The sequence below is a fragment of the Paenarthrobacter sp. NyZ202 genome (assembly GCF_049860755.1).
Taxonomy (GTDB): Bacteria; Actinomycetota; Actinomycetes; order Actinomycetales; family Micrococcaceae; genus Arthrobacter.
Map to the genome: position 1 here is coordinate 4,319,814 of NZ_CP187556.1, position 26,264 is coordinate 4,346,077.

The 26,264-nt window shown below is 64.6% G+C and carries 23 protein-coding genes and 1 riboswitch; of the genes, 6 read left to right on the top strand and 17 right to left on the bottom strand.

Annotation, left to right across the window (positions count from 1 at the left end; genetic code table 11):
* Positions 1–7 precede the first annotated feature (7 nt).
* The 12 genes from ACPFL9_RS20015 to ACPFL9_RS20070 form a co-directional block, all read right to left on the bottom strand.
* The gene (locus ACPFL9_RS20015) at positions 8–1,048 is read right to left on the bottom strand and encodes an FUSC family protein (RefSeq protein WP_426007622.1); all 1,041 of its coding nucleotides are present in this window, start codon (positions 1,046–1,048) and stop codon (positions 8–10) included.
* 176 nt (positions 1,049–1,224) lie between these two features.
* On the bottom strand, positions 1,225–2,472 hold the full coding sequence (locus ACPFL9_RS20020; RefSeq protein WP_426004782.1) for a hypothetical protein: 1,248 nt from the start codon (positions 2,470–2,472) through the stop codon (positions 1,225–1,227).
* A complete protein-coding gene (locus tag ACPFL9_RS20025; RefSeq protein WP_426004783.1) occupies positions 2,469–2,990 on the bottom strand; it encodes a hypothetical protein in 522 nt (173 codons plus the stop codon). Before ACPFL9_RS20025 ends, ACPFL9_RS20020 begins: the two co-directional genes overlap by 4 nt.
* A gap of 1 nt (position 2,991) precedes the next feature.
* A complete protein-coding gene (locus ACPFL9_RS20030; protein ID WP_426004784.1) occupies positions 2,992–3,831 on the bottom strand; it encodes a hypothetical protein in 840 nt (279 codons plus the stop codon).
* 81 nt (positions 3,832–3,912) lie between these two features.
* Entirely contained in the window at positions 3,913–4,368 is a 456-nt protein-coding gene (locus ACPFL9_RS20035; RefSeq protein WP_426004785.1) for a hypothetical protein, read from the bottom strand.
* A gap of 625 nt (positions 4,369–4,993) precedes the next feature.
* Entirely contained in the window at positions 4,994–6,001 is a 1,008-nt protein-coding gene (lipA, locus tag ACPFL9_RS20040) for a lipoyl synthase (protein ID WP_426004786.1), read from the bottom strand.
* Between the two features lie 33 nt (positions 6,002–6,034).
* A complete protein-coding gene (locus ACPFL9_RS20045) occupies positions 6,035–7,435 on the bottom strand; it encodes an L-serine ammonia-lyase (protein ID WP_426004788.1) in 1,401 nt (466 codons plus the stop codon).
* A 418-nt stretch (positions 7,436–7,853) separates the two neighbouring features.
* Entirely contained in the window at positions 7,854–9,173 is a 1,320-nt protein-coding gene (glyA, locus tag ACPFL9_RS20050) for a serine hydroxymethyltransferase (RefSeq protein WP_426004789.1), read from the bottom strand.
* Positions 9,170–9,553 carry a glycine cleavage system protein GcvH gene (gcvH, locus tag ACPFL9_RS20055; RefSeq protein WP_426004790.1) on the bottom strand — a complete coding sequence of 128 codons (384 nt, stop codon included), beginning with the start codon at positions 9,551–9,553 and terminating at the stop codon, positions 9,170–9,172. The genes glyA and gcvH overlap by 4 nt, the downstream gene beginning before the upstream one ends.
* A gap of 20 nt (positions 9,554–9,573) precedes the next feature.
* Positions 9,574–10,695 carry a glycine cleavage system aminomethyltransferase GcvT gene (gene gcvT, locus ACPFL9_RS20060; RefSeq protein WP_426004791.1) on the bottom strand — a complete coding sequence of 374 codons (1,122 nt, stop codon included), beginning with the start codon at positions 10,693–10,695 and terminating at the stop codon, positions 9,574–9,576.
* A gap of 11 nt (positions 10,696–10,706) precedes the next feature.
* The gene (gcvP, locus tag ACPFL9_RS20065; RefSeq protein WP_426004792.1) at positions 10,707–13,547 is read right to left on the bottom strand and encodes an aminomethyl-transferring glycine dehydrogenase; all 2,841 of its coding nucleotides are present in this window, start codon (positions 13,545–13,547) and stop codon (positions 10,707–10,709) included.
* Positions 13,548–13,705: 158 nt separating this feature from the next.
* Positions 13,706–13,805: riboswitch (glycine riboswitch) on the bottom strand.
* A 97-nt stretch (positions 13,806–13,902) separates the two neighbouring features.
* Positions 13,903–15,396, bottom strand: a complete 1,494-nt coding sequence (locus ACPFL9_RS20070) for a PucR family transcriptional regulator (protein WP_426004793.1) — start codon at positions 15,394–15,396, stop codon at positions 13,903–13,905.
* Between the two features lie 165 nt (positions 15,397–15,561).
* On the opposite strand from ACPFL9_RS20070, the gene speB reads away from it, so the two are divergent.
* From speB to mscL, 5 genes are all read left to right on the top strand, one after another.
* The gene (speB, locus tag ACPFL9_RS20075; RefSeq protein ID WP_426004795.1) at positions 15,562–16,560 is read left to right on the top strand and encodes an agmatinase; all 999 of its coding nucleotides are present in this window, start codon (positions 15,562–15,564) and stop codon (positions 16,558–16,560) included.
* Entirely contained in the window at positions 16,557–18,008 is a 1,452-nt protein-coding gene (locus ACPFL9_RS20080; protein WP_426004797.1) for a purine-cytosine permease family protein, read from the top strand. The genes speB and ACPFL9_RS20080 overlap by 4 nt, the downstream gene beginning before the upstream one ends.
* Before the next feature lie 27 nt (positions 18,009–18,035).
* A complete protein-coding gene (locus ACPFL9_RS20085; protein WP_426004798.1) occupies positions 18,036–19,541 on the top strand; it encodes an aldehyde dehydrogenase family protein in 1,506 nt (501 codons plus the stop codon).
* A 42-nt stretch (positions 19,542–19,583) separates the two neighbouring features.
* A complete protein-coding gene (locus tag ACPFL9_RS20090) occupies positions 19,584–20,876 on the top strand; it encodes a D-arabinono-1,4-lactone oxidase (protein WP_426004800.1) in 1,293 nt (430 codons plus the stop codon).
* Between the two features lie 197 nt (positions 20,877–21,073).
* Positions 21,074–21,532, top strand: coding sequence for a large conductance mechanosensitive channel protein MscL (gene mscL / locus ACPFL9_RS20095; RefSeq protein ID WP_426004801.1), 459 nt, complete (start codon positions 21,074–21,076; stop codon positions 21,530–21,532).
* 35 nt (positions 21,533–21,567) lie between these two features.
* Here the strand turns inward: mscL and ACPFL9_RS20100 are convergent, their stop codons facing one another.
* The 4 genes from ACPFL9_RS20100 to ACPFL9_RS20115 all read right to left on the bottom strand — a co-directional run bounded on the left by ACPFL9_RS20100 (position 21,568) and on the right by ACPFL9_RS20115 (position 25,152).
* Positions 21,568–21,915, bottom strand: a complete 348-nt coding sequence (locus tag ACPFL9_RS20100) for a hypothetical protein (RefSeq protein WP_426004803.1) — start codon at positions 21,913–21,915, stop codon at positions 21,568–21,570.
* 344 nt (positions 21,916–22,259) lie between these two features.
* The gene (locus ACPFL9_RS20105) at positions 22,260–23,633 is read right to left on the bottom strand and encodes an NAD(P)(+) transhydrogenase (Re/Si-specific) subunit beta (protein WP_426004804.1); all 1,374 of its coding nucleotides are present in this window, start codon (positions 23,631–23,633) and stop codon (positions 22,260–22,262) included.
* Positions 23,630–23,971 carry an NAD(P) transhydrogenase subunit alpha gene (locus ACPFL9_RS20110; RefSeq protein ID WP_426004805.1) on the bottom strand — a complete coding sequence of 114 codons (342 nt, stop codon included), beginning with the start codon at positions 23,969–23,971 and terminating at the stop codon, positions 23,630–23,632. Before ACPFL9_RS20110 ends, ACPFL9_RS20105 begins: the two co-directional genes overlap by 4 nt.
* Positions 23,971–25,152, bottom strand: a complete 1,182-nt coding sequence (locus ACPFL9_RS20115; protein ID WP_426007623.1) for a Re/Si-specific NAD(P)(+) transhydrogenase subunit alpha — start codon at positions 25,150–25,152, stop codon at positions 23,971–23,973. Before ACPFL9_RS20115 ends, ACPFL9_RS20110 begins: the two co-directional genes overlap by 1 nt.
* 278 nt (positions 25,153–25,430) lie before the next feature.
* On the opposite strand from ACPFL9_RS20115, the gene ACPFL9_RS20120 reads away from it, so the two are divergent.
* The gene (locus ACPFL9_RS20120) at positions 25,431–25,631 is read left to right on the top strand and encodes a hypothetical protein (RefSeq protein WP_426004806.1); all 201 of its coding nucleotides are present in this window, start codon (positions 25,431–25,433) and stop codon (positions 25,629–25,631) included.
* Between the two features lie 263 nt (positions 25,632–25,894).
* Here ACPFL9_RS20120 and ACPFL9_RS20125 read toward each other — a convergent pair whose 3' ends face one another.
* The gene (locus tag ACPFL9_RS20125) at positions 25,895–26,245 is read right to left on the bottom strand and encodes a hypothetical protein (RefSeq protein WP_426004807.1); all 351 of its coding nucleotides are present in this window, start codon (positions 26,243–26,245) and stop codon (positions 25,895–25,897) included.
* Positions 26,246–26,264 lie beyond the last annotated feature (19 nt).

A 26,264-nucleotide genomic window follows, 5' to 3' on the forward strand; every position in this document is an offset into this window, starting at 1 on the left:
CGCCGCCCTAGGCGGACGATCCGCGCACCCTGCGCCAGACAGCGGGGGCAACCACCACCGCGACGCCCACTGAAGCACCGATGACCGTTTCCACGATGCGGTCCCGAAGCAAAAGCCCCGGGTCTACCGGCGCAGCCAGCAGTGTGGCCACCAAAGCAAGGGGCGTGACGAAGATCTGCGCCACCATGTACTGCCTGGCGATGAACATCTCGGCTCCGAACTGGCACACCGCAATCACCAGCACCATGGCCCAGGGAGCCGGGTTGAGCCACAGGATGCCGGCAAGCAACACCAGCCCCACCACGGTTCCTGCGATTCTCTGGATGCCGCGGCTCACCCGATGCCGGGTGGAATGCCCCACCAGCGGCACCACAGCGGCCACCATCGCCCAGTACGTATGCCCGAAGCCCAGCCGCTCGCCCACCAGGGTTGCAATGGTCCCGGCAAGGCCAGCCGCCACCAGGTAGCCGCCGCCCTCCAGCCACATGGCACGCCGCTCGGGAGCCGTATGCCGGATCGGCGGGGGACGCTTCCAGGGTGTGCGATGGCTCTTCACCACACGCGACGACATGCCCACGAGCAGGCAGAAGCCGGTAGTGAGGACTGAGACCAGCATCGCCTCCCATAGCGAGGGCTGCGAGGGGATGGACGCGATCGCGGCGAAAGCGAAGATGTGGAACAGTGAGCCTCCCGGCCTCAGCCGCCACGCTGCCACCACCACGGAACACAGCCCCGCGACCAGGGTGGTGGCCGCCGTCAGGAGCCAGGAGTAGGCCATGCCGTCGATGCCCAGTGCACCCGCCACACGCGCGGTCACCGTAGCCAACAGAATCACTAGCAGCATGAAGCCGCCGGCACGCAGCTGACTCCTGAACCGGACGCTGTGTGGCTCGTTGCGCCCATAGATTCCCGTGAAGGCACCGAACGACGCGAACACCGCCAGATCCAGCCGCCCCATCAACGTCAGGGTTATCAGCGGAACGAACACACCTACAGCGCAACGGAGAGCGGGATGGTGGTCCTTGTTTCCGGGACCCATCGTGAACATTTCCGTGACAGCCTCCAAGGGGCGGCTCGCCTTCCGTCGCAGGATCAAAAGTACGACGGCGGCACTGGCGTCCGCTTCCAAGGTTACGCCCGGCCCGCTGGGCTACTCAGGGTTCGGGCGCCAAAAGTGCCCCTCATCACGGTGGATGAAGGGCACTTCCGGGTTCGGGCTCCAGGTCAGAACCGTGAGGCCAGGCCTGCTGTCTGCGTGGTTGGCAAGGCGTTTCCGGCTGCGTCCGTCACTCCGGCTGCCGGGGTGTAGGACGGGGAGACGGTGGTGGACGTGATCGTGGCCGCTCCCGCCGTACCGGCTCCCAGGGTGATGGTCAGCGTCCTTTGGTCGTGGTTCCACTGCAGGCTGGATGCGTTGGTGTTGTTGCCCATGAAGGTGAGCGGCACCGAGGTGTAGTCCGCACCCAGGGCCACGGAACCAACCCGGAGTGTGGGGCAGCCCGCGCCGGTGACCGTGAGGACATCGTTGGCGCTGATGTTCACTACCACCTGGTTGTTGCCGTTGCCGTTCTGCGTCTGGATACCGGGGCCGTTGGTCCAGGCACTGCAGATCGTGGCCGGGTTGAGCGGTTCGGAGAAGGTGATGGTGACCGAGTCGCCCCGCTCCACCTTGCCGGCCGTGGCTCCGCCGTTGTTCAGCCGGACCGAGCCCACCGCCGGTGTGATGACGTCCTTGGTGGACGTTGCTGTCCCTGCAGCACCCGTGTTTCCGGCCGCATCAGTGGCCCGGGCCGAGTACGTGATGGTTCCGGCGTTGAAGGCCGTAAGGTTCAGCGGCGCTGCCGTCCAAGCGCCCGCCGCGTTCGCGGTGAGGGTCTGGCTGGATGACTGTGTGCCCGAGTCGGTGACGGTCAGGACCACCGTGGACCCGGCCTCGGCTGTTCCGCTCACGGGCACATTCCCCACATTGGCCTGGTTGACGTAGGTCGGCGCAGTAATTGCAGGAGCAGCAGGCGGGGTGGAATCGATGGCAGCCGCCGCGCCCCGGTTGCTTTCGGCACCCTTCCAGGTCGACAGCAACGGCGTCACTGTGTAGTACCAGGTCCCGGAGGGGACCGTCTCGGAGCAACCCAATCCAGCCACCGTTCCGCTGCAGGTTCCTCCGGCAGCAATCGCGGTGCCCCCGCTAGCGGCACTGTAGCGGGCGATGCTGTAGCCGGTCACGGACCTGCCTGCCGCCGTCGTGCCGGCCTCCCACGCGACACTGACGGTGCTGCCCGAAACGCTGGTACTGGGAGTGGCGCCCTGGCCGACGGTGTCGGCTGCGGCCGCCCCGAAGTTGCTTGCCACCGAGCTCCAAAAAGCACTGGCCGCCGGGCCACCCCATGAAAGAAGGAGAACGCCCATAACGATCACGGCGCAACGCCGCACCAGGCCAGTGGACGGCGGGCCTTCCTGACGATGCCGGCTCACTTGCGCACCTCCAATGTGACGGGGACAGCAAACCGGGCTCCCTGGCAGGCGGACGGTGACGAGGCGCCCATGCTGGCCGCTCCGGGGAGGGTCAGCAGGATGGAGGTGTTCGCGGGAATGACCACCGGCTCCTGGAAACCGGCCGGTGGGGTGAAAGTGATGTCCGTGGGCGAGCAGCCCGGGTGGGCGGCGTCAGCCGTCACGGCTCCGCTGGTGCCCAGGGCATGGACGGTGACAGGATGCGGGTTGGGGTTGCCGGCCCGGACAATGACGTCGGCCGTGCCGCCGGGGACCAAGGAGGTCTGCAGGGTATCGCCCGGGACGAGCGCGTCCACCGTGACGTCCTGCATGGTTCCGTTGGTGGCGCTGCCGCTTCCGGCGCCTGCCGTTGCCCAGTAGGCGTAGGCCGACCCCATGCCTCCCAACAGGCACAATGCGACCGTGGTGGCCGCAGTCCGGGCCACGCGCCCCTTGCGGACAGTGCTGCTGCTCCGCCGTGATCTGGTTGCCGTGGTCATGTCAGTCCGCCTGTCCAGTGCCGGAGTACGTGAAGTGGATGGTCGCGCCTTTGCATCCGTCCTGCAGCTGCAGGGTGTCCAGCATCTTTACGTGCGGCCATGCGGCCTGTGGAACACCCAACCCGGACAACGAACTGGTTCCCACCGGGATGGACAGCGGGTAGGTGCCGGAGTACTGCGTGAGCTGGTAGTCCGATACGGTGCACGGAAGGTTCGCTGCCACTGCTGTCTGCGTCCGGACCACCTGGCTGATGGCTACCGTCAGGTTGGTGACTCCGAAGCCCTTGTTGCTGGTGTTGGTGAGGTGAAGATCGATCGGCCGCGACGTGCCGGGAGCAAGGACCCCGGCCACGGAGCCCGAAATCCCGAAGCTCCGCTTCACTTCCAGCACCTGCAACTGCCCCGGAGCCGCATTGGACTTGACGGTGCCGCTGGAGCCGGTGACGGTGAAGTTGGTTTTGGCAACGGCAGTGGTCGGTTCGGTGCCCAATGTCAGGGTCACCTGGGCGGTTCCGCCCGCGGGCAAGGATACCGACGACGGCGACAATGCCGCCGTCGTGCCCGCCGGAAGGCCCGCGGCTGCGAACGTAACCGGGCCCGAAAAGCCGCCCGTGGACGTCGCAATGACCGTATACGTGGCCGCCTGTCCTTGGTCCACGGTGCGGCTGGACGGCGTCAATGACACCGTGATTCCCTTGGGAGCTTTCGACGGCGTGCCCTGGCCACCGCTCGCAGCCAGCGCCGTGACGGGAATGAACGCCACCACCAAGGCCAGCAGGAGGGCGCGGACAGGTGCCCCGACGCGGAAGACGGGTGTTTTTCGCTGAGACCGGTGATCCATGAAAGCTCTCCTGATGGGCTCGTGAGCGGGATGCGGAAGCCGGGTCCACCTCCCAGATGGGTGGGCCCGGCTGCCGGAGTTTTACTTGCTGGTGACGTTGACGGTCACGACAGCGGACTTGCAGGCATCCTGGTTCTCGGTGGCGCTGTCGTTGAACGTCAGGATGCCGGAGCCCACGGACACACCGCTGGTGTTGGCCGCAACGTGGTTGTTGCCGGTCACCGCGGTCACGGTGAACCAGGACGGGAGGCAGCCGGCGTTGTTGGTGCTGACGGTGGCGCTCAGCTCACCTACCACCGTGCCGGACGTGGTCGCGTTGTCGGCCGTGTAGGCCACCGGAACCTGGTTGCCCGGGGCAAGCCCGGCGTCGAATGCGGCGTGCAGGGTTACCGTGCCGCCACCGGACGAGTTGGTGGCCGTGCCATTGCCCGAACCCGTGGTGGTCCAGTAGGCGTAGGCCGCGCCGCCGCCGACTGCTACCAATGCCACACCTGCGACGGCGGCGGTGATACGGCTCTTCCTGGAAAGCTTCTGCATTTTGACTCCTCTGTTGTTGTGCGTCCCCGGGGAGCCGACTCGCACCCCCAGCATCCGATCGGGTTTGTCGGATGAAGCGATGCCCCAATATTTCTGGCTGCCGCCACCCCCTCGCCACCCTTGGAAGTACGCCATTTTTTGCGCCGACCGACCGTTCAGGAATACGTCCTGATTCGCTTTAAGTACTCAGTTTTCCGGAAGGGGACTACTTGGTTCCTTGCTGGTGAAGGCCAGCGGGGGGACTCCTGGTGCGGCTTCTGCGCAAGGTGGATTTCCGCGCCAGTACTGGGATCGGGGGATGCTGGACACCGATGCCCCGGTCCTCGTTGGGGGCTCCTGGAGCGGTACTCAGTTTTTCTGCGTCCATTTCCGGCTTTTGGGCTTGTTGTCCGGAATGTGGACGGCGGGCTTGGAGGGCGTGCGTCAACATTGTGGCCGTCTTGAGCCAAAAATGCGCTGGTGTTCGAACGTGGCGAGGCTGCTTCACGGGCCCGCGCTTCTTCCCCATGACGACGGCGGTCCGCCCACCGTGGGAGGTGGGCGGACCGCCGTCGTAGTATTTGTCCCCACCCTCATTTCCGGGCCGGGTGGCCTGCACAGTTCCGGCCGTGCCGCCGGCCGTGGCCTAGCTGTGGGCGGCGAGGATGGTGGAGGCTTCCTGGCGGGTGGTTCCGGAGGACTCGATGTGGGCCAGGGCTTCGGGGATGGCCCAGCCCTTTTTGCGCATCGCGGTAGCCCAGAGCCGGCCGGCGCGGTAGGAGGAGCGGACCAGCGGACCGGACATGACGCCGAGGAAGCCGATCTCCTCGGCCTCGTGCTGGAGGTCCACGAATTCCTGGGGCTTGACCCACCGGTCCACGGGCAGGTGCCGTTCGGACGGGCGCAGGTACTGGGTGATCGTGATCAGGTCACACCCGGCGGCGTGCAGGTCCCGCAGGGCTTCGGAGATTTCCTCGCGGGTTTCGCCCATGCCCAGGATCAGGTTGGACTTGGTCACCATGCCCAGGTCCCGGCCCTGCGTGATGACATCCAGAGAGCGTTCGTAGCGGAACGCGGGCCGGATGCGCTTGAAGATACGGGGCACGGTCTCCACGTTGTGGGCGAATACCTCGGGCTTGGAGTCGCAGATCGCGGCGATGTGTTCGGGTTTGCCGGAGAAGTCCGGGATCAGCAACTCCACCCCGGTGCCGGGGTTCAGTTCATGGATCTTGCGGACCGTTTCGGCATACAGCCACACGCCCTCGTCCTCGAGGTCGTCACGGGCCACCCCGGTCACGGTGGCATAGCGCAGCTGCATGGCCTGCACGGACCGGGCCACCTTGGTGGGTTCGAACCGGTCCAGCGGGGAGGGCTTGCCGGTATCGATCTGGCAGAAATCACAGCGCCGGGTGCACTCGGACCCGCCGATCAGGAACGTCGCTTCCTTGTCTTCCCAGCACTCGAAAATGTTCGGGCACCCGGCCTCCTCACACACCGTGTGCAGGCCTTCCTTCTTCACCAGGTTCTTCAACCCGACAAACTCCGGCCCCATCTGGACCTTCGCCTTGATCCACTCCGGCTTACGCTCAACAGGGGTTTGTGCATTGCGGGCTTCGACGCGCAGCAGCTTGCGGCCTTCAGGTGCCAGGGTCATGGTTTCCCTTCGTCTTAATTCCGGATGTGGTTTTCAGCATTCGACGACGTTGACGGCGAGGCCGCCCATCGCGGTTTCCTTGTACTTGTGGGACATGTCCTTGCCGGTCTCGCGCATCGTGACAATGACCTCGTCCAGGGACACCCGGTGCGTGCCATCACCCCACAACGCCATCTTGGCGGCGTTGATCGCCTTCGCCGCAGCAATCGCGTTCCGCTCAATACACGGAATCTGCACCAACCCGCCGATCGGATCACACGTCAGCCCCAGGTTATGTTCCATCGCGATCTCCGCCGCGTTCTCCACCTGAGCCGGGGAACCACCCATCACCTCAGCCAACCCCGCAGCAGCCATCGACGACGCCGACCCCACCTCACCCTGGCACCCCACCTCAGCACCGGAAATCGAAGCCTGCTCCTTGTACAACACCCCCACCGCACCAGCAGCAAGCAAGAACCGCACCACCACATCATCCCGGTCAGCCTGGGACGCCTGATCCATCCCCGGGGCATAATGCAACGCGTAATACAGCACCGCCGGGATAATCCCCGCCGCACCATTGGTCGGAGCCGTCACCACCCGTCCACCGGAAGCGTTCTCCTCATTCACGGCCAGGGCGATCAGGTTCACCCACTCCTGCCAATACTTCGGATCATTGCGGTCCTTGTCCTCCTTCAACAACCGCTCCAACCAATCAGGCGCACGACGCTTCACCCGCAAACCGCCCGGCAACACACCCTCACGCTTCAGACTGGTCTCAACGCAGGCCTCCATCACAGACCAGATATGCAAGAGCCCCTCCCGGATCTCCTCCTCCGACCGGGACGCCCGCTCATTGATCAACATGATGTCGCTGATCCGCAAACCCTTCGAAGAACACCGGCCCAACAACTCCGCCGCCGTCCGGAACGGCAACGGCAACTCCTGCTTCGACTCCTCGAGTTCCTGCTGCGCCGCGTCTTCCTCGCCCTCGCGGACAATGAACCCACCACCCACCGAGAAAAACGTCGCCTCCTTGAGGACAACCCCCTCAGCATCAGTCACAGCGAACTTCATCCCGTTCGTATGCCGCGGCAACACCGTCAACGGATGCAACACCATATCCTCCACCGCATACGGCAACTGGACACTACCGGCGAGGTTGAGCTTGCCGGTCTCAGCGATCGAAGCCAGACGCTCTTCCACCTCGTCGGGGAGGATCAACTCAGGCTCGAAGCCCTCAAGGCCCAGCAGGGTCGCGGTGAACGTGCCATGCCCTTTTCCGGTCGCAGCCAACGACCCGTACAAGTCCACCCGCAACCCCGCCACGGAGTCGAGGACTCCGGAATCTTTGAGCTCCCGGGCGAACACCGCCCCGGCACGCATCGGCCCCACAGTATGCGAGCTCGACGGGCCGATGCCCACGGAGAACAGATCGAAAACACCAACAGCCATAGCTGGGTCCCTTTCCGGGAGGAGTGAAACAAAACAAGTAGATGGGGGCTGGGCCAATTCCTGAGCCAAGGCGACCCAGCCCCCGTGGAGGTCCAGTACCAAACCTCCAAACCCGGTATTGATGTGGGGCATCCGTTCCCAGCAAATACCCCACCCGGGTAGATCAATACGAGCCCACCCCCGGCAGGTGGTCCCATTTCTCAAAACAAACGAGCCCGCGAGTCCTGTCCCCAACCCGGAGGATCCAACCCTTGGCCCTTTGGGGCCGGCATCCGGAAGCGTGCGTCTAAGGGAGCGTCACGTCCGCCCAGCGGGCGTCTTCGCGACCGAGCACGCGGAGGATGCCGGCCCCAACGGCCGCCAGGCCGCAACCGAGCCCGCAGAGGACGTCAGGCCCGCCGGGCGAACCCCTCGAGGCTTAGCCGAGGTTCGCGACCTCCGGGTAAAGCGGGTGTGCTTCGGCGAGGGTCTCGACGCGGTGACGCAGTCCGGAGAGGTCCGTGTCGGCGTCGGCGATCAACGCTTCGGCGATGATGTCCGCAACCTCGCGGAAGGCTGCTTCGCTGAAGCCGCGCGTCGCAAGCGCCGGGGTGCCGATGCGCAGGCCGGAGGTGACCATCGGTGGGCGGGGGTCGAACGGAACGGCGTTGCGGTTGACGGTGATGTCGATCGCGGCGAGGCGGTCTTCGGCTTGCTGGCCGTCGAGTTCGCAGTCGCGCAGGTCCACGAGGACCAGGTGCACGTCGGTGCCGCCGGAGACCACGGAGATGCCCGCCGCTGCGACGTCGGGCTGGACCAACCGCTCGGCGAGGATCCGTGCGCCCGCCAGGACGCGCGACTGGCGCTCACGGAATTCCTCGGACGCGGCGATCTTGAACGCTACGGCCTTGCCCGCGATCACGTGCTCCAGCGGTCCACCCTGCTGGCCCGGGAACACAGCCGAATTGATCTTCCTGGCGATGTCGGCGTCATTGGACAGGATGATGCCACCGCGCGGACCGGCGAGGGTCTTGTGCGTGGTGCTGGTGACGACGTGGGCGTGCGGGACGGGCGAGGGGTGCAGGCCCGCGGCGACGAGGCCCGCGAAGTGCGCCATGTCCACCATGAGGTACGCGCCAACGGAGTCGGCGATCCGGCGGAACTCGGCGAAGTCCAGCTGCCGCGCGTATGCGGACCAGCCGGCCACGATCAGTGCAGGCTTGTGCTCCTGCGCCAGTGCCTCCACCTCGGCCATGTCCACGGTGTGGGTGTCTTCGCGGACGCCGTACGGGACCACGTTGTACAGCTTGCCGGAGAAGTTGATCCGCATGCCGTGCGTGAGGTGTCCGCCGTGGGCGAGGTTCAGGCCCATGATGGTGTCGCCTGGCTTGATGAGGGCGTGCATCACGGAGGCGTTGGCCTGCGCGCCGGAGTGCGGCTGGACGTTGGCGTACTCGGCGCCGAACAGCGATTTGATGCGGTCGATCGCGAGCTGTTCGATCACATCAACGTGCTCGCAGCCGCCGTAGTAGCGCTTGCCCGGGTAGCCCTCGGCGTACTTGTTGGTCAGCACCGAACCCTGGGCCTGCATCACGGCAACGGCGGTGTGGTTCTCGGATGCGATCATTTCCAGGCCACCGCGCTGGCGACCGAGTTCGTCGTCGATCTTTGCCGCGATCTCGGGGTCCAGCGTGGCGAGGTCGGCGTCCAACGACGGCGATACAACCTGCTCGAACTCGCTCACTGACACCGGGTTCACAGTTCGCCTCCGTTGGCTGCTGCGTATTCCTCGGCCGTCATCAGCGGGCCTTCTTCAGTGGCGGCGACTTTGAACAGCCAGCCGGCACCGTAGGGGTCGTTGTTGATGAGGGCGGGATCGTCGACGACGGCGTCGTTGATCTCGGTCACTTCACCGGTCACGGGCGAGTACAGGTCGGAGACGGACTTGGTGGACTCCACCTCGCCGCAGGTCTCCCCCGCGGTCACCGTGGAGCCGACCTCGGGCAGGTCCACGTACACGATGTCGCCCAGGGCGTCGGCGGCCACGGCGGAGATTCCAATACCCACCGGCCCGTCGCCATCTGCAGCAATCCATTCATGCTCAGCCGAGTACTTCAGCTCGGCAACAACTTTGCTCATATCAATTCCTTCTCTCGTGACTACTTTTGGCGCTTGTAGAAAGGCAGCGCGACGACTTCGAACGGTTCGGCCTTGCCGCGGAGGTCGACGTCAACGGTGGTGCCCGGGGCGGAATGCTCGACGTCGACATACGCCAACGCGACCGGGTAACCGAGCGTGGGACTCGGCTGGCCGGAGGTCACCTCTCCGATCAGGGAACCATCCTTGAGGACCGAATAGTGGCCGCGGGCTGCACGACGACCGGCTCCCTTGAGGCCCACCAGCTTCTGCCCGATCGTGGAGCCGACACCGGCAGCCTTGATCGCCGCCAGCGCTTCCTTGCCCACGAAGTCGCCCTCCTTGGACAACGCCACCACGGGGCCGAGCCCGGCCGCGTAGGCGTTGATGTGCCGGGAAAGTTCGTTGCCGTAAAGGGGCATGCCGGCTTCGAGACGGAGGGAGTCGCGGGCTGCCAGGCCGGCGGGGATGAGTCCGTGGCCTTCGCCGGCTTCGAGCAGCGCCTCCCACAGGGAAGGTGCATCGGCGTTCGGGACGTAGATCTCGAACCCGTCCTCGCCCGTGTAGCCGGTACGTGCGAGCAACAGTTCCTCGCCGGCAATCGAAACCTCGACGGCGGCGTAGTACTTCAGCTCCGTGACCAAGGCATGCTGCCCGGCCGGGACGAGCTTCAGCAGGATCGCTTCGGCGTTCGGGCCCTGCACAGCAATGAGGGAGGTCTCAGCGGAAGCGTCCTCAACAACAACGTCGAACCCGGCGGCGCGCTCGGACAGGGCCGCCGCAACCACCTTGGCGTTGCCGGCGTTCGGCACCACCAGGAACTTCTCCGAACCACGGCGGTACGTGATCAGGTCGTCGATGATCCCGCCGTCCGCGTTGCAGATCAGCGAGTACTTTGCTTTCCCGTCGGCAATAGCGGACAGCTTGCCCACCAGGGCGTAGTCCAGGAACGCGGCTGCTTCCGGACCGGTCACCCAGACTTCGCCCATGTGGGAAAGGTCGAACAGGCCAGCGGCGTTACGGACTGCGTGGTGCTCAGCCAGTTCGGAGGTGTATTTGAGGGGCATCTGCCAGCCGCCGAAATCCGTGAAGGACGCGCCGGCCTTTTTGTGCTGCTCGTAGAGAGCGGTGTAGTTCTCAAACATAGTCGGGTTCCTTAGTTCTGAAAGTCTTCGATCGGAGGGCAGGAGCAGACCAGGTTGCGGTCACCCGCCGCACCGTCAATCCGTCCCACCGGCGGGAAGTACTTGTCCTGCTTGAGGCTCGACACGGGGAATACTGCCTGCTCGCGCGGGTAGTGACGCTCCCAAGCAGAATTCACGACGGCGGCTGCCGTGTGCGGCGCGTTGCGAAGCGGGGAGTCCTCCACGGAGAAGTCACCGGCCGCAACCTGCTCGATCTCGGCACGAATGATGATCATGGCCTCGATGAAGCGGTCGATCTCGGCGAGGTCCTCGGACTCCGTCGGCTCCACCATCAGCGTGCCCGCAACCGGGAAGGCCAGCGTCGGAGCGTGGAAGCCGAAGTCGATGAGGCGCTTGGCGACATCCTCGGCCGTGACACCGGTGCGTGCCGTCAGTTCGCGCAGGTCCAGGATGCACTCGTGGGCTACGAGTCCGCCCTCGCCGGTGTAGAGCACCGGGAAGTGCTCGTCCAGGCGGGAAGCAACGTAGTTTGCCGCCAGCAGTGCCGACTTGGTGGCCTCGGTGAGCCCTTCGCCGCCCATGAGCTTCACGTAAGCCCAGGAAATCGGCAGCACGCCGGCCGAGCCGAAGCGCGAAGCCGAGATGGCCACACCACCCTCGGAGGAAGCCTTGTTGGCATCACCGGGCATGAACGGAGCGAGGTGCGCCTTGGCTGCGACCGGGCCGACGCCGGGTCCGCCACCGCCGTGCGGGATGCAGAAAGTCTTGTGCAGGTTCAGGTGGGACACGTCCCCGCCGAACTTGCCCGGCTGTGCCAAGCCAACGAGCGCGTTGAGGTTGGCACCATCCACGTACACCTGTCCGCCGGCCTCGTGGACCGCGTCGCAAACCTCGCGAACGTCAGCGTCGTAAACACCGTGGGTGGACGGGTAGGTGATCATGATGGCCGAGAGAACGTCGCGGTTGGCCTCGATCTTCGCAGCCAGGTCAGCGTGGTCAATCGTGCCATCGGCAGCGGTAGCCACCACGACCACCTTCATGCCGGCCAGCACTGCCGAAGCGGCGTTGGTGCCGTGGGCGGAAGCCGGAATCAAGCAGACGTTGCGCTGGTCATCCCCGCGCGACAGGTGGTAGCCGCGGATCGCGAGCAAGCCTGCAAGCTCACCCTGGGAACCGGCGTTCGGCTGGATGGACACCTGGTCGTAGCCGGTGATTTCGGTGAGATCGGCTTCCAGACCGGAGATCAGCTCACGCCAGCCCTCGGTCTGGGAATCCGGGGCGAACGGGTGGATCGAAGCGAACTCCGGCCAAGAGATAGCCTCCATCTCAGCCGTGGCATTCAGCTTCATGGTGCACGAACCCAACGGAATCATGGTCCGGTCCAGCGCGAGGTCCCGGTCGGACAGCTTGCGGATATAGCGCAACAGCTGGGTCTCGGAACGGTGCGTGTTGAACACCGGGTGCTGCAGGAAGTCGGAAGTGCGGACTACGTCGGACGGCAACTCGAACCCGGCTGCGTCCCCTACCGGACCGGCACCGAAGGCGACGGCGACTGCGGAGAGGACTTCCGGCGTCGTGGTTTCATCAACGGAAACGCCCACGGTGTCAGCGTCGATGTAGCGGAGGTTGATACCACGTGCCTCGGCCGCGCCGATCACCTTGTCCGCCTTGCCGGGAACGCTGACGGTGAGGGTGTCGAAGAAGGAGTCGGAGACGAGTTCACGGCCTGCCTTCTGCAGGGCGGTAGCAAGCACGCAGGCGTTGCCGTGGACGGTCTCGGCGATCGACTTGAGGCCCTCGGGGCCGTGGTAGACGGCGTACATCGAGGCAACGATCGCGAGCAGGGCTTGTGCCGTGCAGATGTTGGACGTGGCCTTTTCGCGGCGGATGTGCTGCTCGCGGGTCTGCAGGGCGAGGCGGTACGCGGGCACGCCGGCGTTGTCCTTGGAGACACCGACGATGCGGCCCGGAAGCGTGCGCTCCATACCGGTGCGGACAGCCATGTACGCGGCGTGCGGGCCGCCGAAGAACAGCGGGACACCGAAGCGCTGGGCGGTTCCGACGGCGATGTCCGCACCTTGTTCGCCCGGGGGCGTGATGAGCGTGAGTGCCAGCAGATCGGCAGCCACAGTGACCAAGGCACCGCGTTCCTTCGCCGCAGCGATCACGGGGGCGTGGTTGAAGACCCGGCCCGAAACGCCAGGCTGCTGGAGGACGATGCCGTTGATGTCGCCGTCGGGCAGTCCTGCGGAAAGGTCGGCGACCTCAACCTCGAAGCCGAGTGCCTCGGCGCGGCCTTTCACGATCGCGATGGTCTGCGGGAGGAGGTCGGCGTCGAGGACGGTCTTGCCGTCCTTCACAGCTTTGTTGGCGCGGCGCATGAGCAGCACGGCCTCGGCCACTGCGGTGGCTTCATCAAGGAGGGAAGCGTTGGCGATGGGCAGGCCCGTGAGGTCCTGGACCATGGTTTGGAAGTTCAGGAGCGCTTCGAGGCGGCCCTGGGAAATCTCCGGCTGGTAGGGCGTGTAAGCGGTGTACCAGGCCGGGGATTCGAGGATGTTGCGGCGGATGACCGGGGGCGTGATGGTGTCGTAGTAGCCCTGGCCGATCATCTGGACGGCGGTTTTGTTCTTCGCCGCGAGCTTGCGGAGTTCGGCCAGGACCTGGGTCTCGCTCAGCGCCTTTTGCAGGGCGAGCGGCGATGACTGGCGGATGGAATCGGGAACGGCCACGTCAACCAAGCCATCGACGGAGTCGTAGCCGATGGCCTTGAGCATGGTCTCAACATCGGCCTGGCGACGGGCGCCGATATGCCGGTCCGCGAAAGCGGTTGGGGAGGATTTAACAGTCAAGAGGAACTCCAGGATTCAGGCGCCCGCTGAGCGCCATGGTGAATATGGGTTCCTCCCCGCTCTGTATTGGACCTGAGAGATTCCGTGGACTGTGTTCTTGGCAAGGTCCACTTGCACCGTCGGTGAGCCCGGTTGCCCGGACTGCTTTCCAGAGTTGCCTCGCCGCGGCGGTACATGGGCCTGAGAGATTCCTGGGGAGGATTTGCTCCTACGGCGCCTGACTGGATGTACCCGGCAGGACTCTCCCGCCGCAGATCAAAAGCGTGTGCGCCACCTCGGTGACACGCTTCACACCATAGCGGCTGGTCGCTGACAATGGCAAGGCGGACGTTTCCCGCTGGGTTTGAATAAGGGCCTAACCGTGCATCGCCTCGTGGATTTGCAAGGCCAGCCAGAGCTGCGCCAGCGTTGAGGTTTCACCCATATCCAGGCCTGTAAGCTCACCGATTTTCCGGATCCGGTAGATGATGGTTTGCCGGTGCGTGAAGAGGGCGGAAGCCGTCTTTTGCCACGAGCGTTGTGAGTTGAGATAGGTTTTCAGCGTGACCATGAGGTCACCGTCCTGGCGCTGCTCGTATTCGAAAACCGGGCCCAGGAGCCGCTGGACCAATGCGCTTCCTTCCTCGAATCCGGTCAAACCCAGCCAGCTTGGCCCTTGGGCGTACCGGGCGAGCCCCAGTTTGTTCGCCTTGGCCGAACCCAGCGCCCACAACGACTCCTGCAAGGCCTGTTGAAGCCCGCCCACCGCGGATGCGGAGCTCACACCGATGGTGGTTCCCAAGCCCGCACAGTGGATCAGCAACTCGTCCGCCAAGTCCGCCGCGACCACCACGTGGAGCCGGTCGTTCCGCCTCAGTGAAGCGGCCGATGTCCCATGCCGCCAGAGTTCGATGTGCACGCTTGCCAGCCTGTCGGCGTCGTCCGCCGACATCGAGGCGACCACGAAGCGTTGCGGAGGTACCTCGAAAGCCTCCAGCCGCCGTTCCATTTCGGCCGTGCCAAGGCGCCCGTCAAGCGCCTGCAAAAGGAACTCACCGGCCAGCCGGTGGCGGCCTTCGAGCGAGAGGACAATCCGGGCCAACTGCAGTCCCAGCACGGTCGCGGCATGCAGGAGCACGACGGCGTCAGGGTGCAGTTCACTGCCCGGCAGCACCACCAGCAGCGCGTTGGCATGGGTGGGAATGTCCATGGTGAGGACGTGCCGGCCGCGGATCCGGTGCCACTGGAAGTTCTTGCCCGCAACCGAGACCTGGCCCGGGTGCGGCGACCATTCCTCCACAAGGAATTCCGGCAGGGACTGCCCCTCGGGGTGCCATGGATGGAGGCAACGGCGGTCCACCACGAACAGCTCCGAATCCAGCTCCGTGGCGAGCCGCAGCACCAGGCTTTGCCAGTGGTCCTCCGAGGCGCCGGCCGTGCGGAGGAGGTCGTACACCCGGGCCGTCTGCCGAAGCCGCCGCGATTCCTCAAGCAGCGACGACTCGGCCACGGACCGCGCAATGGCGATGAACGGGAGCGGGTACGGGATGTTGATCAGGGGCAGGGGAAGCCGGTCGCAGGCCTGCAGGAATTCCTCCGTCAGCGGCGGCGCGTGCATCTTCTCGCCAATCGCCAACGCACTGGCACCCGCGTCCACCAAGGCCTCTGCGAGCGCCACCTGCCCCTCCGGATCAGCCGGGATGGAGAGCCCGTTGGTCATCATGAGCTCCCCGCCGGTGACCCACTCCCACAAGCGCGGGAGGTCTGAGGTGTGTGCCCAGGTGATGCGGTTGCCTGTTCCGTCCGCGCCGGCCAGAAGGGTCAGCGCGAGCTGCGGCTCGGCGACGAGTTCGGCGACGGTGATGGCCATGGATGATGACTCCTGGGTCTTGTTTCGGGGCGTTTAGACGTTTGTCTAAACGCCCCGACCATTTGTAGTCAATGTACCGCTATCCGCAGTGATCGGGGTCACCAAGAATTGAGTTATGCACTTCCCGCTCAACGGCGAGCACCCAGCTACTCGAAGGATTCAGCCATGACCACGCACCAGCCCATCGGCCCCGTAGACGCAACCAAGGTTCCCCGCTACGCCGGCCTCGGCACCTTCGCCCGACTCCCCCAGATCGACCGCGTTCCGGACTATGACATCGCCATTGTCGGCGTGCCGTTCGACGGCGGAACCTCCTTCCGGCCCGGCGCCCGTTTTGGTCCTGCCGCGGTTCGCGAGGCATCGCGTCTCCTGCGCCCGGGCTACCATCCGGAGCTCGACGTCGAGCCGGTGTACGAAGCCCAGGTTGTTGATGCAGGCGACATCGCCTGCACCCCTTACGACATCACCCGGGCTGTCCGCGAGATCGAGGAACAGGCGCTGCCGCTCATCAGCGAATCGAAGCGCTTGGTATCCATCGGCGGCGACCACACCATTGCCCTGCCGATGCTGCGGGCACTGAACAAGGTCCATGGACCGGTCGCACTCCTGCATTTCGACGCCCACCTGGACACGTGGGACACGTACTTCGATCAGCCAATCACGCACGGCACCATCTTCCGCCGCGCCTTCGAAGAGGGGCTGCTTGTGGAGGACAAGTCGATGCATGTGGGTATCCGCGGACCGGTATATGACCGCAACGACTTCCTCCGGGACCACGAGTTCGGCTTCCAGATCATCCGCTGCTCGGACCTGGACGTCATGGGTGTTCCGGCGGCGATCGAGCGGGTCAAGGAACGCCTTGGCGACACGCCTGTCTATGTCTCGATCGACATCGACGTCCTGGACCCTTCCTACGCTCCCGGCACCGGCACCCCGGAGATGGGCGGGCTCCACTCCCGCGAACTCCTTGCCCTGCTCCGCGGTTTGGACGGCATCAACATCGTCGGAGCAGACGTGGTGGAAGTCGCTCCCGCCTACGACCACGCAGACATCACCACGGTGGCCGCAGCCACGCTGGTCTTCGACCTCCTCGCCCTGATGGTCAACCGGAGCAAGGCCTCCGAAATCCGTGAACTCGAATCGGTGTCCCGGAGCGCATCATGAGTACGCTGTCATCCACGAAACAGGCAACAGAGGTTCCGCGGCTTGAGGACAAGACCATCCAGCCGATTCCCCTCAACGAACGCCACGGCAAGGCCCGGGACCTGTTCACCATCTGGTTTGGTTCCAACATCATGATCATGACCATCGTGACCGGCGGCCTCGCAACCACGGTGTTCGGTTTGAGCTTCATCCCCGCGATCGTCGGCATCATCATCGGCAACCTGCTCGGCGGCATTTTCATGGCCCTGCACTCTGCTCAAGGACCCCAGCTCGGGGTTGCCCAGATGATCCAGACCCGCGGCCAGTTCGGTTCGTTCGGCGCCCTGTTGATCGTGGTGATCGTGGTGGTCATGTACGTGGGATTCTTCGCCGCCAACCTGGTGTTCGGCGGCGAAGCGTTGGCCGCCGTCAGCCCGGGAATCAGCGTTGACGCGGGCATCATCATCATCGGTGTGGTCAGCGTCATCGCCACGATCTTCGGCTACCGGCTCATTCACGCCTACGCCCGTATTTTGAGCGTAGCGGCAGGCTTGGCGCTGCTGCTGGCTTTCGGCTGGATACTCCTTGTGCATGGTCTTCCAGCCAACTTCCTGGAGCAAGGCAACTTCAACTGGGTGGGCTTCATGGGCACCATCTCCGTCTCGGCCCTGTGGCAGTTGGCTTACGCGCCCTACGTTTCAGACTATTCCCGCTACATGCCGCAAGGCACGGGGTCCGCCCCGGCCTTCTGGGCTTCTTACTCAGGCTGCGTACTGGGTACGCTCTTCCCCATGCTCCTGGGCGCCTTGGTTGGCACCTTGGCAGTGTCCATGAGCACCGGCGACGTAGAGATCGTCGGCAGCCTGGGCACCCTCCTTCAACCCTGGACACTGGTCATCGTCGGCATCTTCTGCCTGGGCGTAGCAGCCTCCAACGCCATGAACCTCTACTGCGGCGTCCTCTGCGCACTGACCATCGGACAGACCTTCAAGCCCACCTGGCTTCCCCGCGCGAAAACCCGCAGCGTGGCCGCCGTCGTGCTCTTTATCCTTGCTGTCTCCATCGCCCTGTTCGCCCGCGACAACTTCATCCTCTTCTACACCAACTTCCTGTCCTTCCTGATGTACGTCCTGGTCCCCTGGACCGCCATCAACCTGGTGGACTACTACCTGCTGCAGCACGGCGAATACCGCGTAGAGGACTTCTTCAAACGCGACGGCGGCGTGTACGGGCGGTTCAATTGGGTCGCCATCGGTTCGTACATAGCAGGCGCCCTGATCCAGGTGCCCTTCTCGGCAACCGCGATCTACACCGGGCCGCTGGCTGCGGCCATGGGCGGTGTGGACATCTCCTGGATCGTCGGCCTGGTGGTCGTCGCACCGCTTTACTACGTTGCGGCCCGCCTGTTCGGCAAGAAGACAGAAGCCGCCCCCTTTCCATCCAGCTCCCTCACCCCTGACCTCATCTGACCAGACCTCATCTGAAAGCGAAGCATCATGACCACCACCCAGTCCGAGACGTTCACCGTCCACCGTGCCGAAGGCACCTCCGATGTCTCCGCGGTCCTTCCGCCCATCGGGCACTTCATGAATGGATCCTTCGTTCCCGCCGCTGCTTCCGGCAACCTGATCGACGTCGTCAATCCCGCCACCGAGGAAATCATCACCTCTGTCCAGGCGGGCACCGCGGCCGATGTGGACGCCGCGGTGGCAGCCGCCGTCGAAGCCCAGAAAACCTGGGGTGCCACCACCCCTAAGGAGCGCGCGGACGTCCTGAACCTCATAGCGAACATCATCGAAGCCAACCGCGAGGCCTTTGAAGTCATCGAGTCCGCCAACACAGGCAAGCCATTGGCGGTTGCCGAGGACGATGTGACCAGCACCATCGACACTTTCCGCTTCATGGCCGGCGCTTCCCGAACCCTGACCTCCATGGCCGGCGGGGATTACGCAACAGACCACACCTCCGTGATCATTCGTGAGCCGGTGGGCGTGGTTGGCGTCATCACCCCGTGGAACTACCCGCTCCTCATGGCCGCCTGGAAGATCGCGCCTATCCTGGCTGCTGGCAACAGCATCGTCATGAAGCCCTCGGAACAGACGCCGCTCTCCACGCTGAAGCTCGTCGAACTCCTGGCCGGACGCATCCCGGACGGCATCCTCAATGTCGTGACCGGGCAGGGCCGGACAGTGGGCCAGCGGTTGTCGGAACACCCCGACATCGCCCTGGTTGCCCTGACCGGCAGCGTCGTCAGCGGCCAGGCAGTTGCCGAAACGGCAGCCCGATCCGTCAAGCGCGTCCACCTTGAGCTGGGCGGCAAGGCTCCCGTTGTGGTGTTTCCCGACGCCGACCTCCGGGCTGCCGCTGCCGGCGTCCGGAACGCCGGGTACTGGAACGCGGGCCAGGACTGCGGTGCAGCCTGCCGTGTGCTGGTCCACGAGTCGGTGGCCGAGGAATTCACCCAACACCTGGTTGAAGAGGTGGGTTCGCTGGTGGTGGGTGCCCCGGATGCCGGGGACACGGTGGAGATGGGCCCCATGATTTCCCGGCCGCACTTCGAACGCGTCAAGGAAGCGCTGGCAGAAGCCCGTTCCGCGGGACTGACCATCGCCCTTGGTGGGTCCGCCATTGAAGGGACCGGCTTCTTCATCGAACCGACCGTCATCACCGGTGTTCCGGCGGGAGCGCCCATAGCGACGCACGAGATCTTCGGTCCGGTTGTCACTGTTGAGACCTTCAGCAGCACCGAGGAAGCCGTGACCCGCGCCAACGAGAGCCCTTACGGCCTCTCCGCCTCCGTGTGGACCAAGGATTCCAGCCTTTCACTCCGCGTCCCCAAGCAGTTGGACTTCGGCACGGTATGGGTCAACGCCCACCTGGTGCTGGCGAACGAGGTTCCCTGGGGCGGGTTCAAGGGTTCCGGCTACGGCCGTGACCTCTCCCTCTACGCCCTGGATGACTACTCCCGGACCAAGCACGTCATGATTAACCACGGCGCGTAAGCCCCACTACGCGAAACCAGAGAAGCAACGGAGCTTTGTGAAATGACCACTGTGAACCCCATCGTTCCCTCGGCACCGCCTGCAGCCACGCCGTCGGCCCCTTTCCGGACCGAGGTCCCGTGGACCAACTGGGGCGGCAACCAAACCTCGACTCCCGCCTTCACCGTCCAGCCAAGGAATGAGCAGGAGACTCTCGACGCCGTACGGTTCGCCATCCGCGAGGGCCTGTCGGTGCGGGCGGCTGGCTCGGGACATTCGTCCTCTCCCGTGGTGCAGACCGGTGGCGTCCTGCTGGACATGTCCAAGCTCACCGGGATCACCGGAACGGACCGCTTGAATCACCGTGCCCGGGCCTTGGCCGGAACCACCATCAACGCTTTCGGCGACCCGCTCTGGGAGCAGGGCCTCGCGCTCAGCAACCAGGGCGACATCGACAAGCAGCAGATCGCCGGGGCCTTGGCCACCAGCACCCACGGATCCGGTAAGGACCTTGGAAGCTTCTCGTCAAAGCTGCGCTGGGTGAAACTGATCAACGGCTACGGCGAGATAGTGGAGATCGGCGACGGACAGCTTCGCGAACTCCGTGCGGCCCAGGTGGCTTTGGGGACTTTGGGGATCTTCCTTGAGGTCGAACTCGAGGTGGATGACAAGTACTACCTGCAGGAGGAAATCACCTATCCCACGTGGTCCGAAACGGCAGCTACCTGGCAGGAAGACATCGACTCCAACCGGCACTACTCCTTCCTGTGGTGCCCCGGGGAAGACTCGTGCGAACTTCTGGACCTGCCAGGCTCACCCGATCACAATATGGCGGACCGCAGCTACACCAAGCGGTACAACGTGGCTTCGGTCCCGGACGAGTCGGGCCTCTCCACCATCGAGGGCGCACGCCTGGACCGTTCATACCGGATCTACCCGGGTGGGTTCACCACGCAGTTCCACGAGCTCGAATACTTTGTCCGCAGCGAGGACGGGCTGGCGGCCACGGAAGCCATCCAGGACCTGATCCGCTCCAAGCACCCTGACCAGAAGTACCCCGTGGAAGTCCGCTGGGTGAAGGCCGACGATGCCTACATGTCACAGTTCCAGGGCCGCGACAGCACGGTCATTACGCTCACCACCAAGCCCGGGACGGAGTACTGGCAGTTCTTCCGCGACGCCGACGCCGTGCTCCAGGACTTCGAACCAAGGGCACACTGGGGCAAGATCCACTTCATGACCCGGAGCCGGCTGGAGCGCCTCTACCCGGAGCTGGACACGTTCCTCCAGGTTCGCCGTGAGTTCGACCCCCGCGGCATCTTCCTCAACGACCACACCCGGGCCCTGTTCGGTTAGGGCGTGCAAAGGATCTGAGCGGGCATCCGCAAAAGTGGGCCGGGATGTGAGCGGGCATCCATCACTGCCGATGCTCGCTCACATCCCGGCCGCATTTTCCGATCGCTCTCTCGCCCCGCTGCACCTTCTTGAAACCCCGCAGTGGTAGTTTGATCTCTGCTTGAGCCATACGCCCCGCACCAATCAGAGGACATGACATGTTTAAGGGTTTCAAGGACTTCATACTCCGCGGCAACGTGATCGAGCTGGCCATCGCCGTCGTTATCGGCAGTGCCTTCACCGCGTTGGTCACCGCATTCACCAACAACATCATCAACCCCGTGATCGCCGCAGCAGGTGGTGTGAATGCGGATGGCCTGGGCTTCCGCATCTGGCAGGACAACCCGGCCACCTTCGTCAACCTGGGTGCTGTGCTGACGGCACTGGTGACGTTCCTGATCACCGCCGCAGTGGTCTACTTCATCTTTGTGGCGCCCATGAACAAGATCAATTCAATGGTCAAGGACCGCCTGGCCACCGAGGAGCCGGAGGAAGAACCGCTTCCGGCCGACACTGCTCTCCTGGCAGAAATCCGCGACCTGCTCAAGGAAGGCGCTGCCAACGCGCGCACCGACCGCAACCTGGACGACGACCTGGACTCTGACCGCATCCGCTAAGGGAGCCGCGGCATTCATTCCCTGTTGCATGCCGTTCACTCCTCGTCGATCTGTTCCAACAGCTTCCCGAGGGCGTCGCGGATGTCGTCGTAGTCGTATTGTCCGGCCCGGCTTTCGGCTGAGATGACTCCGCAGCGGTGGATCTTCTTGAAATCACCGATGGGAAACTTATAGTGCCCCTTTTGGTCGTCGGGGTGTTCATCGTCGACGCCGAGGTACCACTTTCCGTAGTCAGCGAAGCCGTGCTTGTCCAGGAACGCGTTCTCGTCCTTGGTTGAAGGCGAGTGCTCGCTCCAGTCATCCCGTTCGTCTTTGGCTACCTTGCCATCCCGGATCAGGTGTTTGGCGTGGTCGAACGCCTTCTTGTTGAGCTTCACGGTCACTTGGCAACCTCCTGTTGGGTGGATGGCAACGCACGTACGGAACAGCTTAGAACGACGCCGGATGGCCGGGAAGGGTGCGCGGAGCAGGCTGGGATCCTGCGCGCGGGGCGGTTTGCATCCTAAAATTGGAGGTGCGGTGAGGTGCCGTATCGAGCCCGGCCGCCGCGTCTGAAACGGAGTCCGCCATGCTCAAGATGCTGCTCTGCAAACTGAATCTCAGCCACGACTGGCACATCGAAAGCACCGAGGATGGCGAGCGTTACAGGCGATGCCGGCGCTGTGGCAAGTATGAAACCGAACGGGATTCAAGCGGCTTCATGCACTGACCGGGAAACCGGAGCAGACTACAACCCCTTCACCGCGCCCAGAACCTTGGTCAACGATTCCTTGGCATCCCCGAACAACAGGGTGGTCTGTGGTTCGTACAGGAGCTCATTTTCGATCCCCGCGAAGCCCGGCCGCATGGAGCGTTTGAGGAACACCACCTGCCGGGCGTCAGCAACTTCCAGGATGGGCATGCCGTAGATCGGTGAGCCGGACGTGGTCTTTGCTGCCGGGTTCACCACATCGTTCGCGCCCACCACCAGGGCGACATCGGCGGTCTTGAACTCGGAGTTGATGTCGCCCATTTCCTTCAGCGACTCGTAGGGCACATTGGCCTCGGCCAGCAACACGTTCATGTGGCCGGGCATGCGTCCTGCCACGGGATGGATGGCGAAGTCCACCTCGATACCCCTCGATTCCAGTGCTTGGGCGAGTTCTGCGGCCGTGTGCTGGCCCTGTGCCACAGCCAGTCCGTAGCCGGGGACGATGATCACCCGTTGTGCGTAGCCAAGGAGAACCGCCACGTCTTCCGCACTGGACGAGCGGACCGGCCGCTCGCTGACAGCGGTGGACCCCGCCGTCGAACCTCCCTTGAAGGCACCAAAAAGGATCCCGGCGACGCTGCGTCCCATGGCCGCGGCCATGGCCCGGGTGAGGATTGTTCCGGAAGCCCCAACCAGCGTGCCCGCCACCACCAGGAGCACGTTGCCCAGCACCAGGCCGGACGCCGCCACCGCCAGGCCGGTGAACGCGTTGAGCAGGGAGATGACGATCGGCACATCGGCCCCACCCACGGGAAGCACCAACAGGACCCCGGCCACCAGGCCCAACACCAGCAGAACAAGGGCCAGCGGAAGTGAGCCGTTCAGGACCACCACCACCGACGCCGCCACGGCGGCCACCAGTACCCCGGCCATCAGCCAGGGCAAGCCGGGGAAGGTGACCGGTCGCGTGGTCATGAGGCCCTGCAGCTTGGCGAATGTCACCGCCGAACCCGAGAAAGACACCGCGCCCACCAGGAGGGTGAAGACAATTGCCACCCGCACCCACTCGTCGCCGGCGTGCGCCAACTCCAGCAGGGCGACCAGCGCAGCAGCCCCACCACCAACGCCGTTGAACAGCGCCACCAGTTGCGGCATTTGCGTCATCTGCACGCGCCGGGCCACAGGTGCCGCCACGCCGGACCCGACCGCGATCGCCCCCAGTATCCATGGCACGTTATCCAACCGCACGGAAACGAAGACGGTGACCACCGCCAGTAGAGCGCCGAAGGCCCCGATCACATTGCCTCGCCTGGCCGTCTTCGGCGAACTCAGACCCTTCAGCGCCAGGATGAAGCACACCGCGGCCGCCAAGTAGAGAAGCGCGGTCCAATGAGGGTCCAGGAGCGTCACCGGCCACGCTCCTCAGCGGCTTTTGCGGCAGGCTCGCCGCGTTCAACGTTCGACGGCGGCCGCTGCCGTCCGCGGAACATCTCCAGCATGCGGTCGGTCACCACGAAGCCACCGACGAGGTTGGCCGTGGCAAGGACAACTGCCAGGAGTGCAACCACCAGGACAAGCGGCTCCGCGGCCTGCCCGGCAACGATGATGGCACCCACCAGAATGATGCCGTGGATGGCGTTGGCGCCGGACATCAGCGGGGTGTGCAGCGTGCTGGATACCTTGGAAACCACTTCAAAACCCACGAATACCGCCAGCACGGTGATCGTGAGCAGGCTCAAACCATCCATCAGTGCACTCCTTCACCTGGCTTGCCCAACGTCTCCCCGGCGAGTCCCGCTACAGCCTCCGCCGTGGGCGCGTGGCGGATGACGCCGTCGTGGGTTAAGCAGGTGCCCGCCACCACCTCATCCGAAAAGTCGGGGGACACCACGCCGTCCTGCGTCATCAGGGCGATGAGGTTGGCGACGTTCTTGGCATAAAGCCGGGACGCGTCGGCGGGCATCGCGGACGCCGGGTCCTTGAGGCCAACCAGCGTGACGGTGCCCTGGCCGTCGGCGGCAGGAACGTGGAGATCCTGCCCGGGAACGACGCCTTCAACGTTGCCGCCCGATTCCGCCGCCAGGTCCACCACCACGGAACCGGGCTTCATGGCCTGGACCATCTCGCGGGTTACCAGGAGCGGCGCCCGCCTTCCGGGGACGGCCGCGGTGGTGATCAGTACGTCAGCCTGCGCCACGTGGGGAGCGAGCAGGGCGCGCTGCAGGGTGCCGCGGTCGGCGCTGAGCTCGCGGGCGTACCCGCCGGACGCTTCGGCCGTCTCGAGGTCCAGCTTGATGAACGTGCCGCCCATGGACGCAACCTCATCGGCGGACGCCGGGCGGATGTCGTTGGCGGACACCCGCGCACCGAGCCGTTTCGCAGTGCCGATCGCCTGCAATCCCGCGACTCCCGCACCCAGCACCAGCACGCGCGCCGGAGGAATGGTTCCGGCGGCCGTCATGTAGAGCGGGAAGAACCGGGGCAGTCGCATGGCGGCTTCGAGCACGCACCGGTATCCGGCCACCAGCGCCTGCGACGTCAGGGCATCCATGGACTGCGCCCTGGAGATGCGAGGAACCAGTTCCAGGGCGAAGGACGTGATGCCGCCTGCGGCGAGCGCGTGGACAGTAGGCAACTCGGACGACGGCGACCCCAGCCCCACGGTGACCGCGCCCCGGCGGAGGGCTCCCGCCGTCGTCGGGTCCATGGGACGCACGTGGCAGTAGACGTCCACTTCGGACAGGTTCAAGGAAGGCACGACGGCGGCACCCGCCTTCTGGTAGTCAGCGTCGCCATGGCCGGAGGCAAGTCCCGCACCGGACTCGATTTGGACCTCGAGGCCAAGGCCGACGAGTTGCTTGACGGTTTCCGGTGTCGCGGCAACGCGGCGTTCACCGTCGATCCGCTCCCGCGCTATGCCTGCCCTCAACGCCACCCCTCTCCAGAACCGTCCAGAACGTGGATGGCATGAGTCTATGGCGGTGCGCAGGGCGCCGGTAGGGATGGGGAGGTTTGAAAATGTTCGAATTCTGGAATTGGCACGCGGACCGCTGGAACACTGATCGCAGGTGCCCTGAACGTATCCGGAACGTCTCGGAAGCTGCCGCCCCTGGACCCCCAACGGGATACTCAACGAGGAGACCTTCCATGTCCGTTTCCATGAACCGCCGTCAACTGCTGCAGGCCGGCGGAGTTGGGAGAAATCCTATGGCAGAAGTCACCATTGTCCGCGCCCAGGAAGAAGCAGGAGAAATCGCGGCCTCGCTCGTTGTTGAGCACCTCGAAGGTAAGCCTGATGCCGTGCTCGGGCTGACCACCGGAGTGATCGCAGACGAGGAAGCAGCGTCCCTGCTTGAGCACGCCGACCACCACCGGCTGGCCCGTACCGGGGTGGGCGAGTTGCGGTAGCTTTGGGTCAGCCGCTTGGCTGGCTCGCTTGCTGCCTCTCTTTGAAGGTTCTTGCCTTGTGGAACGTCCAAGCCAACCAAGCCACTGCAGGAATCGTCACGATGACCAAGGCCATTCAAGTACCTTGAGCCCGTCCGGATACCTAAAGGCATGGTTGAGACTGATAAAGAAATTGAGTGAGAGTGCCGCGACTCCGAGTGCGCCCAGTATTGTGCCGAGCCGGCGGTTCGGCTTCATCGGGCCCCCTCCCCTGGTGTCCATATTCACGGTCTCCGATGAACCGAGTCCACGGGATAGCCGAGTTCCTCGAGCCTCAGAAGAATGGGCTCCAGGCTGAACGCGTAAATAGTCCAGTCCATGTAATGCTTGCCCCGGACGGCAATGCAGTCGCGGGTCAGCAAACCCGGAGCCCTGAAGATCTCGGTGACCTGGGACCGTTCGACGCCCCATGGTCCCAAAAGCCGGGCAAACCCCATGCGGGCACGGAACTCCAGTCGTTCCTGCGTTGCCAAGAGCTCGATAAAGGGCCACGTAGCGGAGAGTTTCTGATCGCTGAAGCCGATGACCGCACGGAACGGTTCCATGGGTTCTCCATCCTCCGGGACTGAGCTCATGGATTTGAGCCTATACGCC